Source organism: Pseudoselenomonas ruminantium (assembly GCF_900104055.1).
Classification (GTDB): domain Bacteria; phylum Bacillota; class Negativicutes; order Selenomonadales; family Selenomonadaceae; genus Selenomonas_A; species Selenomonas_A ruminantium_C.
In genome coordinates this window covers 46482-65310 of the sequence record NZ_FNJQ01000013.1, presented here as the reverse complement: position 1 = coordinate 65310, position 18829 = coordinate 46482, and the positions used below count along the sequence as shown (strand labels likewise).

At 48.3% G+C, this 18829-nt stretch carries 14 protein-coding genes and 1 tRNA gene; 11 read left to right on the top strand and 4 right to left on the bottom strand.

The window, feature by feature from the left end:
- Nucleotide 1 precedes the first annotated feature (1 nt).
- Nucleotides 2-589 carry a GerMN domain-containing protein gene (locus tag BLQ59_RS07140; RefSeq protein ID WP_074572186.1) on the top strand — a complete coding sequence of 196 codons (588 nt, stop codon included), beginning with the start codon at nucleotides 2-4 and terminating at the stop codon, nucleotides 587-589.
- Nucleotides 590-621: 32 nt separating this feature from the next.
- Here the strand turns inward: BLQ59_RS07140 and BLQ59_RS07135 are convergent, their stop codons facing one another.
- A complete protein-coding gene (locus tag BLQ59_RS07135) occupies nucleotides 622-1686 on the bottom strand; it encodes an HD-GYP domain-containing protein (RefSeq protein ID WP_256324631.1) in 1065 nt (354 codons plus the stop codon).
- A gap of 194 nt (nucleotides 1687-1880) precedes the next feature.
- Between BLQ59_RS07135 and BLQ59_RS07130 the strand changes: the two genes are divergently transcribed.
- Complete coding sequence (locus tag BLQ59_RS07130) at nucleotides 1881-2684, top strand: amino acid ABC transporter substrate-binding protein (RefSeq protein WP_074572185.1); 804 nt, start codon at nucleotides 1881-1883, stop codon at nucleotides 2682-2684.
- On the opposite strand, the gene BLQ59_RS07125 is transcribed toward BLQ59_RS07130, so the two are convergent.
- Nucleotides 2685-3149 (bottom strand): prepilin peptidase, encoded by a 465-nt coding sequence (locus BLQ59_RS07125; protein ID WP_371118273.1) that lies wholly within the window; start codon nucleotides 3147-3149, stop codon nucleotides 2685-2687. It lies immediately after the preceding gene.
- A gap of 363 nt (nucleotides 3150-3512) precedes the next feature.
- On the opposite strand from BLQ59_RS07125, the gene BLQ59_RS07120 reads away from it, so the two are divergent.
- Nucleotides 3513-4043: a hypothetical protein gene (locus BLQ59_RS07120; protein ID WP_074572183.1), complete on the top strand. Its 531-nt coding sequence runs from the start codon at nucleotides 3513-3515 to the stop codon at nucleotides 4041-4043.
- Nucleotides 4044-4221: 178 nt separating this feature from the next.
- Here BLQ59_RS07120 and BLQ59_RS07115 read toward each other — a convergent pair.
- A tRNA-Leu gene (locus BLQ59_RS07115) sits at nucleotides 4222-4308 on the bottom strand.
- Between the two features lie 121 nt (nucleotides 4309-4429).
- Here BLQ59_RS07115 and BLQ59_RS07110 point away from each other — a divergent pair.
- Nucleotides 4430-5797 carry a sensor domain-containing diguanylate cyclase gene (locus tag BLQ59_RS07110; RefSeq protein ID WP_074572182.1) on the top strand — a complete coding sequence of 456 codons (1368 nt, stop codon included), beginning with the start codon at nucleotides 4430-4432 and terminating at the stop codon, nucleotides 5795-5797.
- Nucleotides 5798-5854: 57 nt separating this feature from the next.
- On the opposite strand, the gene BLQ59_RS07105 is transcribed toward BLQ59_RS07110, so the two are convergent.
- Nucleotides 5855-6316 carry an S-adenosylmethionine decarboxylase family protein gene (locus BLQ59_RS07105; RefSeq protein ID WP_074572181.1) on the bottom strand — a complete coding sequence of 154 codons (462 nt, stop codon included), beginning with the start codon at nucleotides 6314-6316 and terminating at the stop codon, nucleotides 5855-5857.
- Between the two features lie 148 nt (nucleotides 6317-6464).
- Here BLQ59_RS07105 and BLQ59_RS07100 point away from each other — a divergent pair, with 148 nt between their 5' ends.
- The 7 genes from BLQ59_RS07100 (at nucleotide 6465) to udk (ending at nucleotide 18689) form a co-directional block, all read left to right on the top strand.
- Complete coding sequence (locus tag BLQ59_RS07100) at nucleotides 6465-8570, top strand: transglycosylase domain-containing protein (protein ID WP_074572180.1); 2106 nt, start codon at nucleotides 6465-6467, stop codon at nucleotides 8568-8570.
- Nucleotides 8571-8596: 26 nt separating this feature from the next.
- The gene (tyrS, locus tag BLQ59_RS07095) at nucleotides 8597-9805 is read left to right on the top strand and encodes a tyrosine--tRNA ligase (protein ID WP_074572179.1); all 1209 of its coding nucleotides are present in this window, start codon (nucleotides 8597-8599) and stop codon (nucleotides 9803-9805) included.
- Between the two features lie 378 nt (nucleotides 9806-10183).
- A complete protein-coding gene (locus BLQ59_RS07090) occupies nucleotides 10184-10633 on the top strand; it encodes a CAP domain-containing protein (RefSeq protein ID WP_074572178.1) in 450 nt (149 codons plus the stop codon).
- Nucleotides 10634-10737: 104 nt separating this feature from the next.
- Complete coding sequence (locus tag BLQ59_RS07085; RefSeq protein WP_074572177.1) at nucleotides 10738-12441, top strand: ShlB/FhaC/HecB family hemolysin secretion/activation protein; 1704 nt, start codon at nucleotides 10738-10740, stop codon at nucleotides 12439-12441.
- Between the two features lie 15 nt (nucleotides 12442-12456).
- Complete coding sequence (locus BLQ59_RS15600) at nucleotides 12457-17181, top strand: two-partner secretion domain-containing protein (protein WP_081342487.1); 4725 nt, start codon at nucleotides 12457-12459, stop codon at nucleotides 17179-17181.
- A 99-nt stretch (nucleotides 17182-17280) separates the two neighbouring features.
- Nucleotides 17281-18009 carry a hypothetical protein gene (locus BLQ59_RS07070; protein ID WP_074572176.1) on the top strand — a complete coding sequence of 243 codons (729 nt, stop codon included), beginning with the start codon at nucleotides 17281-17283 and terminating at the stop codon, nucleotides 18007-18009.
- Nucleotides 18010-18065: 56 nt separating this feature from the next.
- Nucleotides 18066-18689: a uridine kinase gene (gene udk, locus BLQ59_RS07065; RefSeq protein WP_074572175.1), complete on the top strand. Its 624-nt coding sequence runs from the start codon at nucleotides 18066-18068 to the stop codon at nucleotides 18687-18689.
- Nucleotides 18690-18829 lie beyond the last annotated feature (140 nt).

Here is an 18829-nt window from a genome sequence, read left to right as displayed (position 1 = left end):
CATGAAAAAATTACGAGCTGTCCTGCTTGTCCTGCTGACCATCACCATGCTTTGTGCGGCGGGGTGCAGCGACGATAAGAAGAATTCAGCGGACATTGGGGATAATCCTACTGTAACGGCGGAAAAGAACAAAGCACCGACGCCCGTCCAGGACAAGGATAAGAATACGGCCAAGGGAAAACTCACGGTCAAGGTTTACTATCCGGATGAACAGGGACTGAAGCTGGTGCCGGTGCAGAAAACGGTTAAGATCGGCAGCGACGATAAGTACACAGCTACCCTGAAGGCACTGTTGGACGGTACCAAGGAAAAGGGCCTGGCAACCATCGTGCCGAAACAGGCCAAGATCAAGAGCGTCAAGGTGCAGGGCGATACTGCCTTTGTGGATTTTGACGATAATCTCATCAAGAAATTCATCGGCGGTTCTACCGGTGAGGAAATGCTCGTGGGATCTATTGTCAATACGCTGACGGAATTTGAAGAGATCAAGAAGGTGCAGCTGCTGGTGGAGGGAAAGAAGATCGAATCCCTGTCCGGTCATCTGGATCTGACCAAACCTGTGGAACGCATGGATAATCTGATCAAATAAGAATCGCGGTCTCCGTTATGGAGACCGCGATTTTATTTGGGGTTGTATTCGGTGATCATCAGTTCCGGATGGTCATTGAGGTTCAGGATCTCGCCGCTGCTCAGGCTGACAATCGGATGAGCGGCATAGTCGTTGGGATAGGCGGCAATGCTGCCTTTTTCGCCATTGTTCAGGGTAACCCGTGAACCCAGGAAAGCATCTTTGATATGCGTCAGAACCGGTACACAGACCTCCGGATCTAAGGAGACAAACATGTTTTCGGTAAGCTGGGCGATGGCGGCAAAGGGCGTTTGCTTGATGTAGCCTTCCCGCTCCGTTGTGATATTATCGTAAATATCCGCAATCATGATGATGCGTGCGTATTCATGGATATCATTGCCCCGGCTGCCGAAGGGGAAACCTGTACCATCCATGCGTTCGTGATGCTGCATCGCTGCAAGCTTCACGCCGTCGGACAGGCCTTCGATGCTGTTCAGGATATGTTGGCCGTCCACAGTATGTTTGATATAAGCTTCATAATCATCCCCCTGCAGATTGTTGATGTTCTTATCCAGCAAGCGCTGGGGGAATTTGCTCTTGCCGATATCATGCAGGAAACCTGCCAGGATGATGTCACGAGTTTTGTCCCGCTTGAAATGCATCCATTTGGCAATGACACCGGCCAGGATGGATACGCGCAGGGAATGGTTATATACATCATTGGCCTTGTGGTTGAGTTCATACAGGTAGTCGATTGCTCCGCTGTTACGAGCCAACGGCGCAATGGTTTCCTTCACCATATCCTGGGTTTCATGCATGGGGACATTGCCGGATCGGCTGGTTTCTTCAAAGATTCCCTTGGCCTCCTGCAGGACACCGTCATATTCCTTCACAAAGGCATTGCTGCGATTGAAAATCGTAGAGACAGCCTGATAGTTTTTGCTTAATTCATATTCGTCCTTGATGTATACCACGGGGATGTTCAAAAAAGTCAGCCGCGTAATATGGGCTTTGGTCAAAAGTGTATCTTCCGATAAAACCACAACCATGTCTGGATTGACGATGGTGCGGGCGAGAATCATGCCGGGCTTTAAATCTTCCACCGAAACAGCTCGCAAAGTAAACCCCTCCTTGCGTGGGATATAATTCCACAGTTATGTATATGTGTATATTTCTAGTTTATTCGGAAAATACCTTTTTTTATTTTTGGTCAAATAGAAAATGGCTTGACAGTATTTACAACTTTACAGTATAATTACAAATGAACTAATCCTTTAGCGTGATAAAGAAAAACAGAGAGGGGTATGACTATATGAAATGGCAGAAACTCTTGTCGCTGGGCTTGGCGGCAATCATGACGGCGGCAGTAGCTGCAGGCTGCGGCAGCGAAGCAAATAAGGACGTTGCGCCCGGCGCAGGTAAGAAAATCGTGGTGGGCCTGGATGATAACTTCCCACCGATGGGCTTTAAAGATGAAAGCAATAATATCGTTGGCTTTGATATCGATTTGGCCAAGGAGGCCAGCAAGCGTCTGGGCCGTGAGGTGGAATTCAAGGCTATAGACTGGTCCAGTAAGGAGGCCGAACTCAAGAGCGGCCGCGTGGATATCCTTTGGAATGGTCTGGATATCACGGAAAAGCGTAAGGAAAACATGCTCTTTTCCGATCCTTATATGGATAACCGCCAGATCATATTCGTAAAAAAAGGCACCAAGGATATCAAGGACGAAGCTTCCATGGCTGGAAAAGTCGTTGGTACCCAGAGTGCCAGCTCTGCTGAGGAATATATGGATGGCAGTGCCTTCTTTAAGGAAAAGGTCAAGGAAGTCAAGAAGTATTCCGACTTCGTATCTGCCTTCATGGATCTGGAAAATGGCCGCATTGATGCCGTGGTGGGCGATGAGATCGTGGGCCGCTACTATATGAGCAAACATCCGGACAGCCTTGAGGCCGTGGATGTGGCTATTGGTGACGTCAGCACCTTTGGCATTGGCTTTGCGAAGGACAATCAGCAGCTGCGTGACGATGTGCAGAAAGTGCTGAACGAAATGAAAGCCGATGGCACCATGGGCAAGATTTCCGAAAAATGGTTCGGCAAGGACATCACGAAAAAATAATCAAAGCAGCAGCATTAGCAGGGCTGCGATGGTAAAGTAAGGACCGTACGCGAAAGTGTCGGTCCTTTTTTTGTGGCAAAAAAGCATCATGATGAGTGCGCCGATACCACCGCCAATAAAACCGACGACAACTACATGGCTCAAGCTGCTCACGCCGAGCCACAATCCTAAAGCGGCAACCAGCTTGATATCACCGCCGCCAATGCCGCCCCGGGTAAGGATTGCCAGCAGCAGGAACAGCACGCCGCCGCCCAAAGCTGCCAGCAGGTGGCTGATGAGCCCTGCTTCCCCGATGATGGCAGCGACAACTCCCAACAGGGCAAAGGGCAGGAGCATCTTGTCGAAAATGACCTGCTGCTCAAAATCGGTGACGGTAAAGATGACGAGGAAAAAGATGTAGAATAGATTCAGGCAGATGGACAAAACGCCTGTGCCGGCGGAGAGCAGATAAAAGGCAAAAAGCACACCCAGTGCGGCCGGCAAATAGCGTTTGCGTTGCCGGTTCTGTTTCTGTACCTCATGGGGAAAGCTGAGAATCTCAGTGGATTGCTGATAAAGTCTGGCAATCCACCGTGAGCCGCCGATGGCCCCAGCAACGGCGGCTGCGATGGCCAATAATATTTTTGCTGTTAATAACATATGGTTTCCACCTGTCTTTGCGAATATATAGATTGAATGGCTTTATAGTCGTTATATTCTATCATAATTTCGTATAAAATGCTAATCTTGTGACTACATTTTACCAGTCAGCTGTCCGTCTGGCTCTATTGGTCGCAAGGTTATTTTATGTTACAATAAAGACAGATGAAGCTTATGGGAGGTCTTGTATTGAGAAAACTGACGGTTTTTGTAGGGAATCCACCTATGCCGATATTCATGTTATGGCGGAAAGCCTTGTCACAATCAACGGAAGGGATTTTCTTCCTGTTCGTGCTTGCATCTGTAGGCGCAGAGTCAGCGCACAATCATGCTCTGACTTATTCCTGGACAGATGTGACGCTGGCCGTGATTACGGCCTTGCAGATACGGCGCTATTATAAGCGCCACAGGGAAATCTACCTGAGCGTGTATGAGAATAAATTCGCACAGATCAAGCGTTATCTGGAAATGCCGGAATACTTCAAGGACAGCCGCGTGCAGGAAATCGCCCGCATGGCTGCCACCGCCAGAGAAGGAGGGCAGCTTTCCGGCTTTACGGCCAGTCTAGCCAGCAAAAGCTACATCCGGTTGGATGATATCGCCCAAAGGATGACCAAAGCTGGTGCTAAGAAATGGTATTATCTTGACACTTTCATCCTGCTCTGCATCCTTGGTTATGCGGTCTCATCCATTTGGATTATTGCAAAAAATTACCTTTGATTTAAAAACAACTTTGACACTTACATACCCCTTGCCAAAAGCGAGGGGTATGTAAGTGAATTTAACAAAACCAATCAAAATCTGGTGGCTGTAGTAGTGGCTGTAGTAGTGGCTGTAAATATTTTCGATTATACAACAAAAAAGCCCCGTGAAACCTCACGGAGCCTTGAATTTCAAGTGGTGCCGGCGATCGGACTTGAACCGATACGTTGTTGCCAACGGCAGATTTTGAGTCTGCTGCGTCTGCCAATTCCGCCACGCCGGCGATAGCAACTCGAACGTTGCTGACAAAGAATATATTAACAGAATTATCCATCCCTGTCAAATATTTTTTTTGAGTTTCAAAGGAAGGTCGGTGGGGATAAGTAATTTAAAAGGATGGATTCATGGTTGAAGTTGTTGTTGACGGTGAATCACTCTTGTTGTATGATGAAATCATAAGCTTTGAGGGGTGGATGATTATGTATCTTTGTCACCTGTTTGTCGTTATGGTAGGTATGACGGAGCATACCGCGAATGTGCTGAAAAGCTTGCCTTTGCCCAAGGATGGCCGGTTGCGGATTGAAGCAGCGGCGACACTTCAGGAGGCAGCAGATTTAGTCGATTCACGTTGCTCGGCGGTTGTGCTGGGGGAGCATATACCGTGGAAAACAGATGATATCAATCATTTATTTGGGGAAAGCACCGATTTGGTGGTGTGTGCCCCGACAAACACGATCTGGCCGCAGGAAAAGTTAGGGCGGGTGCAGCATATCTGGCCTGTGCCGCTGTCAGATGAATTACTGAGATTTTATTGCCGGCAGCTGTTGGATAATCTGTATCGGCAAAGATGTTTCTGGAATACGCAGAATTGCCTGCAGACCGTTATTGATACGATGCCAGGATTTGTGTGGTTCAAGGATATGGAAGGGCATCACGTGAAGGTCAACAAGGCTTTCTGTGAGATGGTAGGCAAGTCCATGTCTGAGGTGTTAGGTAAAAAACACCACGAAATCTGGGGCATAACGCCGGAGCAGTATGCTGAGGGTGAATTTGTTTGTCTGGAGACGGATGAAGCCATTGCCAAAATGCAGCAGACCACGTTGTTTGAGGAAAAGGTATTGCATTCTCGACTGGGTTTGAGGAAGTTGAAGACCTATAAAACGCCTGTTTTTGATGAAAATGGTATGATGATTGGTAACATTGGAGCTGCCACGGATGTGACGGAAGAATGTGCCAATCAGGAGCGCATCCTGCAGATTTCCCGTACGGACGAACTGACACAGCTGGCGAACAGACGTTATTTCTATCAATATTTGGATAAACATCGTCGGGGACCGCTGACGCTTTGCTACATCGATCTGGATTATTTCAAGCAGCTTAATGATACCTATGGACATCAGTTCGGTGATGCAGCGCTGATGATGGTCAGTGAGGTGCTGAAGAATGTATTCCCCGATGATTTCATTGCTCGGCTTGGTGGCGATGAGTTTGTGGTGGCTATTTTCTCCGTGCCGGAGCGGGCAGAGATGTGCAGGATACTGGATACGCTCTGTACGACGGCCAGAAATCAGTTCGATCTGGATCAGAGTTTTGGCCATCTGTCCATGAGTGTTGGTGTGGCTGCGGCTCATGACAATAAGGTATCGTTGGATACGCTGCTGCAGCGCAGCGATGATGCTCTCTATTATGTGAAGGAGTATTGTCGGGGAAAATATGTGTTTTATGAAGACATCAAGGATAAGCTGACACCGAGAGGTATAAGTGAGAAATAAAGAAGGTGCTGATGGACCAAGTGGTTATCAGCACCTTTGTTATTGTGGAGTATGCAATTATTGCGGATTGTTGCGACGGGCCAGGATACGGATGACCTTAGCACCAGTGTTATGGATCTTGCGCAGGGGGGCAACCTTGGTCTTGACCTTGGGCTTGAGTTCCTTGGCCGTGCCGAAGTCGCCGCGCTTCAGTACCGTGGTCTTGATCTTGTCCGGTTTGAAGAAACTGCGTACAGCCTGGCCGAGCTTGTCTGGTTCAGCATCTTCCTGGCAGAGGAAGATGTCCATAGCGACATATTTCAGCTGCGGATAAATCTGCAGGGTGATATGGCCCTCGCTCAAGATCAGCATGACCACATGATGGTCGTCTTCCAAGGTCTCGATGGTATGGCTGATCAGTCTTATCTCCAGGTCCTGCAGAATCTTTTTGAGCATATCTAAAATGAGATTGTTATCGGTCAACTGATTGTTCTGGCAGTTGAATAAATCCGCGGTCAAGTGACGGGCTAAGATTTTCATGCGTTCTCGCTCCTTCGTAATTTTATAACATACATTATAGTGGAAGGGCGTAGCTTCGTCAAATTTTTCCTATGGAAAAGGCCAACAGGGTGGCATAAATCGATTGAGTGTGTTACAATGGGAAAGTATAAATTTAAGGAGGCAGCGTATGGATAAACGTTCAAATACGAGCCGTCAGAAACGTTCTGCAAAGTCCGGCGGAACGTTCAAGCGAGTTGTCTTGGGCTTTGGCCTGATCATCATGGTCATGGTTACCGGTATTGGCTGTGGATTTCTTACCGCCAGTATGAATACCAAGCCGGATCTGGCTAACGATATCTTGCCACCGGCATCTTCGCAGATCTATGATATCAATGGCAATGAAATTGCGAATGTCCACGCGGCGGAGAATCGCCGCCCGGTGAAGATCGCGCAGGTTCCCAAGCAGCTGCAGGATGCATTTGTGGCAGTGGAGGACAATCGCTTTTATGAGCATTCAGGTGTTGATCCGCGTGGTATTGCCCGCGCTTTGTATACCAATATCCGGGGGCATGGTGTGGCTGAGGGTGGTTCGACCATCACGCAGCAGCTGGCCAAGAATGCCTATCTGACGCAGGAGCGCACGCTTACCCGTAAAGTGCAGGAAGTTTTCCTGGCTTTGCAGCTGGAGCGTCAGTATACCAAAAAAGAAATCCTGGAGATGTACCTGAACCAGATCTACTTCGGGCAGGGGGCTTATGGCGTACAGGCTGCAGCCCAGACTTACTTCGGCAAGGATGTCGAGGATTTGGACCTTAACGAGTGTGCAATGCTGGCAGGTATTCCCAAAAGCCCGAACTATTATTCTCCAATGAACAATCTGCAGGCTGCGCAGGAACGTAAGGCTGTTGTGCTCGACCAGATGGAAAAGTATGGTTATATCAACCGTTCGACAGCAGAAAAGACGAAAAAAGAGGATATGAAATTGGTCAAGCCGGCCAAGAAGAGTGAGACTGGCGTAGCGACTTACTTCATTGACTATGTAACGCAGAAGCTGATTGATAAATACGGTGCAGATGCAGTCTATAAGGAAGGTTTGAAGATCTATACCACCATCGATATGGATATGCAGAAGGCCGCTGAAGAAACCGTCAGCAAACTGCCTACCTATAAAACAGATGGCAATGGACTGGCGCAGCCGCAGATGGCTTTGGTGGCCATCGATCCGCATAATGGCTATGTGAAGGCCATGGTGGGCGGCCGCGGCAATGACCAGTTCAACCGTGCGACAATGGCAGTGCGTCAGCCGGGTTCGGCTTTCAAACCCTTCGTGTTTGTCGCTGCCCTGGAGAATAAGTTCACGCCGAATACGGTGATCAATGACAGCCCGATTGATATCAATGGCTGGCGGCCCCGGAATGACAGCGGTAACTTCAGCGGCAAGGTTACTATGCGGGAAGTGGCCCGTTATTCCATGAATGTACCGACGGTCAAGATTGCGCAGAAACTGGGCATTGACAAACCAATCTATTACGCGCAGGAAATGGGTATTTCCACCTTTGTGCTGGAAGGCCCCTCCAATGACCGTCAATTGGCTACGGCTTTGGGCGGTATGACCAAGGGGGTAACACCGCTGGAGATTACCAGCGCTTATGGTACCTTTGCCAATAAGGGTGTCCATGTGGAGCCAGTGGTAATCGTGAAGGTCCTTGACCGCAACGGCAAGGTGCTGGAGCAGAACGAGCCCAAGCAGCGCAGTGTAGTCAGCGAGTCCAGTGCAGCAGAGCTCACGGACATGCTGGAAGATGTCATCAAGAAAGGCACGGGTACCCGGGCAAATATCGGCCGGCCAGCCGCAGGCAAGACTGGTACGACCAGTAATTACAACGACGCATGGTTCGTAGGCTATACGCCGGATCTGGTAGCGGGCGTATGGATTGGTAACGATGACAATACCCCGACCAGAGGCATCATGGGCGGACATCTGCCGGCGGAAATCTGGAAGGCCTTCATGCAGAAGGCGGTAGCCCAGACACCGGCCCGGAATTTTGATGGTTCACGTTCCAGCAATTATGGTGGTGTCGGTGAACTGGAAGACGACCATAAACAGGAACTTCACAAGAAGGACGACAAGAAAAAAGAGGATAAAAAGGCTGCTGATAAGAAGGATGGCAAAGAGAATGCCGAAAACAAGGCAGCGCCTGCTGGCAATGGCAATAAATCCGGGAATGCACCGGCCATGCCGCCAGTGGTGGCCCCGGAACCCGGTGACGGTGTAGGCAAGGGCCGGAATTGATAGACCAAGTAAAAGGAGAGAGTTTGTTGGCAAACGTATTTGACACATTACAGGAACGCGGTTTTATTGCGCAGTGCACCAATGAAGCGGAACTGCGGGAACTTTTCGATAAGGAGCGCGTGACATTCTATATTGGTTTTGACCCCACTGCTGACAGCCTCCATGCGGGACATTTCATTGCCCTGATGGCCATGGCGCATATGCAGCGGGCGGGCCATCGTCCCATCTGCCTGGTGGGCGGCGGCACGGGTACGGTAGGCGATCCGTCCGGCCGTACCGACATGCGCAGGATGCTGACGGATGAAGACATCGAGCATAACTGCGAATGCTTCAAGAAGCAGATTGCCCGCTTCATCGACTTCAGCGATGACAAGGCCATCATGGTCAACAATGGCGACTGGCTGCGCAAGCTCAACTACATTGACCTGCTGCGCGAGGTCGGTGCCTGCTTCACGGTCAACCGCATGCTGGCCGCTGACTGCTACAAGCAGCGATGGGAAAAGGGCCTGACCTTCCTGGAATTCAACTACATGGTCATGCAGGGCTATGACTTCCTGGAACTCAACCGCCGTTATGGCTGTAAGCTCGAAATGGGCGGCGATGACCAGTGGTCCAACATCATTGCGGGTGTAGAACTCAACCGCCGCAAGAACAACACGGCTGTATACGGCCTGACCAATAAATTGCTGACCAAGAGCGATGGCAAGAAGATGGGTAAGACCGCTGGTGGTGCTCTCTGGCTCGATGCCGAGAAGACCAGCCCGTACGAGTTCTATCAGTACTGGCGCAATGTGGATGATGCTGATGTAGAAAACTGCCTGGCACTGCTGACCTTCCTGCCGATGGATGAAGTCCGCCGTCTGGGTGCGCTCAAGGATGCCGCCATCAACGAAGCCAAGAAGGTACTGGCTTACGAAGTGACGAAAATCGTCCATGGCGAAGAAGAAGCTAACAAGGCACAGGCTTCTGCCGAGGCGATGTTCGGTGGCAGCGGTGCTGGTGCCGATATTCCCGAAGTCAAGGCAGAAGTCGGCCAGAAGCTGCTCGATGCATTGGTGGTTGGCAAGGTATTCGCCTCCAAGGGTGAAGGCCGCCGTCTGATCCAGCAGAATGGCCTGTCTCTCAATGACGAGAAGGTCAGCGATGCCGATTATGTGCTCGCAGAAGCTGACTTCAAGGATGGCGAGGCCATCGTGAAGAAGGGCAAGAAAAAATATTATAAACTGACGAACTAAAGCAATAGAGCGAGGAACAGTTTGTGAAACTGTTACCATCGCTCTATTTCATTTTTATGCAGGATTTTTCATAATTTCTGCGAATAAAAGAAAATATAACAATATTTATGGATTAAAAGAAAACGTGCAGTTTTCTGACAGAAGTTATTGCTTGCTTATTCATTTTAGGCTATAATGAGGGAAAGTAAGGGATAATTACATAACGATATCGCGCAGGCATGAGATGTTTGCGCCAGCAGGAGACACTCTCATTTAGGATGAGGGTTCGCTGGTTTGTGACGGGCTTTGGACTTCCCTGCAGGGCAGGAGGGCAAGAAGTGTGGAGACTTGGTGCTCATAAGGAAGAAGTGACGGCAGCAAACGAAAGAGGCAGGAAAGATGAACCTTTTGCGGCGGATGTTTTCCCTGCTGGTATTTGCGGTATTGGTTATGTTGACATCATCGGCAATGGCTTCCGGCTTGGCTGGGGATGTGCTGAATTGTGTCAATGCAGAACGGCTGGCCGTCGGTTTGCAGCCCTTGGCCATGGACGAGGGCCTGACGGCGATATCTGAAACCAGAGCCCGGGAAGCGGGCGTGCATTTTGCACATCAGCGTCCGGATGGACGCAGTGCACAGTCAGTGATGGAAGATGTTCCTTACTCATGGTTCGGAGAGAACCTGGCAGTCAGCACGGACGCCGAGGCTGCGGAGATCGTTCAGGCATGGATGGCTTCACCGGCACATCGGGCGAACATTCTCAACCGTCATTATACGAAAATGGGGATTGCCTGCACCAAGGGCTTAGATGGCTATTATTATTGGGCGCAGGTATTGATCCGCGATTGAGAAGCGGCATTGCTGAAAGCGAATACCTTGCAAGACTACTTGTGTCAGAGAACGCAGGTAGTCTTTTCTTTTGGGAAGTTATTGCAGAAAAGAGTGTGGATTATTTGAAGAAGAGTTTTAAGTTATTTGTATTGACGGGAGCATTGATTGCTGGAAGTGGAAGTTTGGCTGAAGGTGCGGTGGCAGTACCTCCACCGGATATGCCCGATGCAGGTTCATTGGCAGGTGCACAGCGGGATAAGGAATTTTCGCAGCAGTCACAGAAGGATAAGGGGAAGGCAGAAATTGCCATGCCGGAGTCAAAACGTCCCCCGTTGCATATGCCGGCAGAGGTGAAGATCCAGGTGAACGGATTCAAGCTTAGCGGGCAGGATATTTACAGAGACAGTACACTGCAGGCTTTGCTGACACCCTATAAAGGGAAGATGGTGACCTTTCAGGAATTGCAGGAAGGCGCTGATAAGATTACGGCTTACTTCCGCAAGCATGGATATCTTTTGGCGCGGTGCTATATCCCCGTACAGAAAATCAGCGGCGGCATAGTGGAGTATGTCGTGCAGATAGGACGTCTGGATGAGGTAACCGTAGATAACCGGACAAAAATCCATGATCAATCTGTGCATCGGGAAATCCGTTTTTTGAAGCCCGGTGAACATTTAACCCGTAAAAAATTAGAACGGGCAGTATGGCTGCTTTCGGATTTAGCTGGTGCTGATGCTAAGGCAACTTTGCTGCCGGGAAGGAAAACGGGGACGACCTCGGTGAAGATTGAGCTGTCCAATTACAAAGGCAAGTGTGGTCTTATCACTGCTGATAATTATGGCAACCGTTACACAGGTTACAATGAATATGGCCTGGCTTATGATTTTCTGAATCCCGCCCATGAGGGTGATCAGCTGGATTTCAATGGGAATGTAACGGGCGCAAAACTTTATAATTATGGACTTCAATATCGTTTGCCCATGGGGCGCGATGGTTTGCGGCTGATTTTGGGCTATAATATGCTTTCCTATAACTTAGGAGATGTGTACGAGCATATAAATGCCTATGGTATTTCCCGCCGGGGAACTATGGGATGGGAATATGCTTTACGGCGCAGTCAGTTCCATAATCTTTATACGGGGATTTACTATGAGCAGAATGCCCTGACCGATGAAATGCGGGCGTTTGACTCCTGTGTGCGCAAGCATAGCAAGGGGGCAGTTCTGTCGTTGTTTGGTGATGATATGGACGGCAGAAGCGCTTTCAGCTGGCGGGCGGATTATAAATGGGGTACGTTAGGCTTTGATAATGCGGAAGGCAGGCGGCAGGGACAACGGTCTCAAACCGCAGGAACTTTTCACAAGCTGAATTTGAATCTTTTGGAACGGCAATATCTGGCGCATCGGCTGGAACTGTGGTTATCTGCCCGAGGACAGCTGGCCAGCTCCAATCTGGATTCTTCGGAACATTTTTCCTTGGGCGGAGCCAGTGGTGTCCGGGCGTATCCGACAAGTGAGGCCTCAGGGGATATGGGATACCTCGTGAGGGCAGAACTGCGCTATAGCCTGACTCCGCCAGGGCGGAAAGACAAATGGCAGCTGGCAGGCTCCTTTGATCATGGCGGCGTGCAGATCAACAAGCAAAAACAAGGATTGGGAGAAAATCACCGTTATCTGCAGGGCTGCGGGTTGGGATTACTTTATACCCGCCGCAATGAATGTTTCCTGCGGGCTGATTATGGCTGGGCAATAGGAGCCGAGCAGCCGAAAAGTGACAATAGCCATGCAAGAGGCCGCTTCTGGCTGCGCGGCGGCATTTATTTTTAAAGGGAAGGAATTGTTATGATGAAAAAATCGCGGCATGACGCGTTGAGATTAGCTGTGGCAATTGGGCTTAGTGCTTCGTTGTTGTATGGAGGAAATGTGGAGGCTTTACCGATTGAAAAGGGGGTTCGTTCTGGAACAGTCGATGTTCATAAAAATGCAGCTAATGAGTTGACGATTACCCAAACTACGACAAGGGCGGCAATCGATTGGAAGACCTTTGATATAGGAAAAGATGAGGTGGTGAATTTCAATCAGCCTGATGGTGGTATTGCGTTGAATCGTATTTTAGACACGCATCCGTCAAAGATTTTCGGCAAACTGACAGCTGGTGGCACGGTATTCCTGCTCAATCCGCACGGGATAATCTTTGGTGGAGATAAGTCGATTGATGTGGGTAACCTTGTGGCTTCCACAACGCAGGTTAATACAGATAAATTAAATGCTTTAATGGAGAATTTTGGTAATAGTACGGGCGCTATAGATATTGACCTGCAGTTAGGAAACGACAGTAAAGGTACCATACTGAATGCCAAAAACATTAATGCGAAGGGCGGGCTTGTGGCTTTACATGCGGCCGTGGTGGAAAATACAGGGCACATCGAAACCAAAGGCGGTGAAATAGCACTGTCAGCGACAAAGAATGTACGGCTATCTCTGGATTCAGCTGGCAAGCTGAATTTCAACGCCGATGCTGATTTGGTCCACAATAAGGCCTTAAAGGAGGATATCAAGTCAACCAAAGGTTATGTTTTGTTGACTAAGAATGATGCTGAGGATTTAGTCAGCAACGTAATAAACAACGGTGATTTTCAAGAGGCTAAGGCCATCACAATTAATGAAAATGGCGAAGTGCTTCTGAACGCAGGCGAAAGCGGTAAGGTGATGGTGACTGCAGGTGAGCTTAATACCAGTGGTCAGAATGGCGGCATTATAAAAGCTGCGGGGGATAATGTGGAGATTGGCTCTGCGGCGAAACTTAATGCTGGTGGAATGGAAAAAGCGGGCACGATAGATTTGCAGGCCCGCAGGAATGTTACCGTGAATGCTCCGCTGGTGGTAGAAACGGGAAAAATCAATGTACAGCTGCATGCCGATACTGCTGGTGTAGGCAAGGGCATGGTCGTACTCAATAATGATGTAACGACTAATGGCGGCGATTTTACTTCCGGTACCGGTCAGAAGATAACCGATGGTACAGTGGGTACTTTTATTGGCACCATCAATGACAGGCAGCAGAAGGATGTTACCATCACTACCCAAGGAGGCAATGTCAATTTCTATGGCGATGTGGGCCTAGGAATTGAAGACGGGAAATTTACTATTAATACCACTGGTGGTGCTGGTGACGGCCATATAAATATCAGTGGCAATCTCGGTTCGGTCAATACTTATCGGTTCTTTCAGAATAATAGCAGTGATGGAAGCGGCGGAAGTGTTGTATGGGACGATGCTTTAAAAAAATTGGTAGAAAGCTATTATAATAAGTATCTTAAAAATATTGCCTGGATTGATTCGGATAAGCTGGTGAATGAGACTATAACGACTGCGGAAGGAAAGACCGAGTTAAAATATCAGGCAGCTTATGATCGGGTAAAGGAACATATTTTTGGTGCAGAAAATCAGTATCCGAAAGATTTGTTAAAAGATGAGAAAGCAGCAATAAAGACATATTATGAGAAATATGTTCAGTTGGGAAATTGTGAAATTCCTATGGAATTTTCAGATATAGTCAAGCCAGAAAATATAGCCATATATAATAAATTAGCGGAACATATTCTTTCAACTGCGGATATAACCAAAAAGGATACTAACGGTGAAATAAATAATAACCGTGAAAATATTTTTAACCGATGGGATCGGGCAAGGCTGGCGGCACAGGAAGGGACTGAAGGTGGTATTAATACGGGTGACAAATACCTGGCGACAATCACTACCCCATTGGAAGATTGGGTGATTCGTTCACAACTCGCGCCTTTAGCGATAAGAAAGAATAATGAATGGCTTTTAGGGGGACGTACTGGCTATACAGGAAGTGCTAAAAATAAGGCAAATCGTGTATTCAAGTGGGAAACTGGGCCGGAAGCATGGAAGCAAACAGGGCAGGTATTTTATACAACCGGTGATAAAGGCAAGGGAACGACGGCTATCAATATGTATCAGGGGTGGTCAAAGGATTCAACACATAATGACGCTGGAAATCATTATATATATGATGAGCCCAATAATAATCAGAATGATGCTAGTTATGAGCAGCCTTTTGTGGCAGTCGGTGACAGAGAAGATACCAGCTGGGCTGATGTCAATGACCAGAAGAGTAATGTAAGAGGTTTTGTGCAGGAAACAAACATGCTTCATGCCAATGTTAACCTCATTAGTGACAAGGGAAATATTACAATCGGTGGCAATGTAGGTAAATCAGCTCCTTTGAATAATCTATCCATTAAAACTGCTGGTAAAGTGACGACTGGCGGTGGAGCTAATCCTGGTACGATGGCGAAGAATGTGGATCATCAGTATCAGATAAATCCGGAAACAGATGGAAAATACACTGGTTTGGTACAAGTTGACGGTCAGTTGAATATTATGGGCAATGCTGGTGTGGCGATTGGCGACCATATTACTGCTGACAGCGTTGATGTCCAATCAAAAGGGAATATTGATATTCGGGGGATTAAGGCGAAGCAAAAAGTCAAATTAGTCACCGAAGGTTCCGGACATGCCATTACTATGAACGAGAAACTCATCAAGGATGATGGAGTTATCGAGAATGATGGCATTAAAACCGAATCGACGGCTCCGGATGCTGTAATCATCGACGCCCATGATGGCAAATTGGTCAATAAGTCCACAGGTGCTAAAGGCATAGAGACTGGCTCGGATGCTGGCAAGGTCGGCGGCTGGAAGATATATACAAATGATCCGGCTGGTAATGAGTATGGAGATAATCTCAGCAGCGGCACCTATGCACTGTGGGGGCGGAGTCAGAAGGACACCGGTGAGGATAATGACGAAAATATTTATCGTTATGCAGCTCCGATAGAAGACGAGGCTCACAATGGGCGGTATATTTTCAACTATCAGCCGGTTATGTCCTATACGATTCAAGATATGGAGAAAACTTATGGTGAGGCATTTAGCGAAAAAATTACGACACCGGTAACAGCTAAGCTGCAGGACGTGGACAAGGCGCTGTTTGAAAAATATAAGAATGTGTTTGATGAGTCAACAGTACCGGAGACCGCGGATGCTGCTGTCAACTTATCGAGTAAGGGATTTTCTGCAGAAGCCACGCGCAATGGTGGTGATAAAGCTGCAGCAGATGGGAAGATGGCTGTTTATACTATTGGGGTTGATGAGGCATCTTTTGCCAACAATACGGCAGTAGCGCATGGTTATAAGCCGGAATTGACGGAGAAGCCCAGCTTGACGATTATGCCTCGGGATTTGACTGTGCAGGAAGATCTTGAGGGAGAATATGGCAGTGCTGAATACAGCAAGCGTAAAATTCATGCTTCGGGATTGGTAAACGGTGATGCAGTCGTTGGCTTTAAATTCAGCCTGACGGACGATTATAAGGTGCCGGATGGTGCTGTAACGGCAAATGCAGGCGTTTATAAAAATGTAGTTGAAGTGGATTCTGTAAGTTTTGCTGATCCGGATGATGCAGCAAATTATAATATTATTCCGGATAAGGGGAGGCTGACCATTACGCCTCGTGATGTATCGTTGAAGTTGACTGGTGAGGGAGAGGAACTGACAAGTGACAACATTAAGGTTACAGGCGTCTCGTATAAAGACCAGCTGGTAAATGGTGATACATTGGAAAATGCACCGAAACTTGCTTGGACGATTGGTGATAAACGTTCGGATGGTAAGTACGATATTAAGGTATTGGTGGATCAAAAGGAGATAAAAAATGGAGAGCAGGTAGGGAATTATCGCTTCAACTATACAGGGGAATATACATTAAAAACAAAACCCGAAGTGAAGCCGGAACCCGAGGTGAAGCCGGAACCCGAAGTGAAGCCGGAACCCGAGGTGAAGCCGGAACCCGAGGTGAAGCCGGAACCTGAGGTGAAGCCGGAACCTGAGGTGAAGCCGGAACCTGAGGTGAAGCCGGAACCTGAGGTGAAGCCGGAACCCGAGGTGAAGCCGGAACCTGAGGTGAAGCCGGAACCTGAAGTGAAGCCGGAACCCGAAGTGAAGCCGGAGCCCGAGGCGAAGCCGGAACCGCAACAAACACAGGCGGTGGATCGGCCACAGATTGATTATGTGGATGGGAACCCGCAGGCCGGACAGGGGGCTTATCGTTTGGAAAATGTTTCAGATGAGGGGGCGGTACAGAAAGTTTTAGGTTTGACTGTGGCGAAGATTCCTTTTGGCAAGAAGGTCAATAACCAAATTTATGATTATGGTACTTATCAGGTAACCGTAGAGCCGCAGCAGGTTACTTTGATGCCTGCGGATAAGGATATTCCGGTGCCCAAAATGATTATGCCTGATCAGTATCGGGAATATACCAAACAGCTGGTTACCAAAAGAGGTGCCGCAGCTTTCAAGTTAATCTATGATGGCATGGTCTTTGCAATTCATCCGGTAGATGGATCCGCGTTGAATTTGATAGAAGCCGGTGACAGGGCGCGCAATGTGGATGTTGCCAGCCAGGCGTTGCACACGGCTTTCAAGGAGATGGGGTTGGAACTTGAAGATATAGACGCGGTTTATATCTGCTTCGACTGATGAAATCAAACAGTCCTGCAAGGAAAAGCTTGCGGGGCTGTTTTTTTCTTGCAGGATTTTTGCCTTTTCGCGTGAAATATGACATATGAGGTGAGAATATTGAAAAGATCCCACATCATCATTGGTGCAATCGTGATATATATTCTGATCATGGCCGCGGGCGGCGCAGCATATTACTATGTCCAGCAGGAGAAGCAAATCCAGCAGGAAGCGAAGCTGGCCAAGGAAAAAGAAAAGACACCGGAGGAATTGGAAAGGGAAGCGCAGAAGGCCAAGGAGGAAGAAATACGCCGCCAGGAAGAGGCCAAAGAAAAAGCAGCTGCAGAGGCCCGGGAGAAGAAGACAAGGGAACTCAAGGACAATATGGCAGCAGAGACTGTCGGTGGGCTGACATACTATAAGCATAAGTGGCCGAAAAAACCGGAACCTGGGGTTTATCTGCGCCCCTTTGTGATAGCGGGCAATGGGAAGTGTGTCATAGCTTATGATGTCTACTATTATTATCATATTAGCGATCCGCTGCAGACTGCTTGGATCAAGGGTGACCGTCTGGATATCGTAGCTGGTGGCCAGACGACGACGGTGGCCTTTGATCCGTCAAAATTGAATAAGCATATGGCTTCGGATGCGGAGTGGCTGACGGAAAGCTATTCGCTGAATGCCAATAGATCCGTCATAGATGCGTTCAAGCGGATACTGAGCGTGGGCGGCGGTTATATTGTCTACTATAAGCTTGGCGGCAAGTCACGCCGTCATGAGCTGAGTGCTGTGGAAACCAAACGAATACGGGAGATACTGGAACTCTATGAAATACTAGCGGAAGAATAAGTTTTGTGCTATAATCGTTACTAATGCTGAATTACCCAAAGGAGGTGTTGCGCCAAATGAAGACAACGATTATTGGTATTGCCGGTGGTTCCGGTTCGGGTAAATCCACCTTTACCAATCGCTTGAAGAATTTTTTTGGTGATAACATAACAGTCATATACCACGACAACTACTATCGCGCCAATGATGACCTGTCCATGGAGGAACGCCGCAAGATCAACTATGACCATCCACAGGCCCTGGAAACGGATCTGCTGGTGGAGCATCTTGAGGCTCTGCGCAATGGTGAGAGCATCAAATGCCCGGTGTATGACTTCACCCAACATAATCGTTCCGATAAGACTGTAACCATCAATCCCAGCCGCGTTATCGTGGTGGAAGGCATTTTGATCTTCCAGGATGAGCGCCTGCGGGATTTGTTCGATATCAAGATTTTCGTGGAGGCGGATGCCGATGAACGCATCCTGCGCCGCGTAGTGCGGGATATGGAAGAGCGCGGCCGCGAGCTGCAGGACATTATCGAGCATTATCTGGCAACGGTAAAGCCGATGCACTATCTCTATGTGGAACCCACTCGCAATGTGGCGGATATCGTCCTCAACAGCGGCCTTAATGATGTGGCTTTTGAAGTCATGAAGAACAAGATTGAACGGATCTTGGATAATCCGGATGAAGATTGATGTAAAACATATGTCTTTCTTGAGTGGAATATAAAACAGGCAAAGTCAGCCATAATCCCTGTCCAGCAGGCAAGGATTATGGCTGTTTTTTTTTTCATGAATAAAAACAATGTTGATTCCATAAAAACAAAAGTATATAT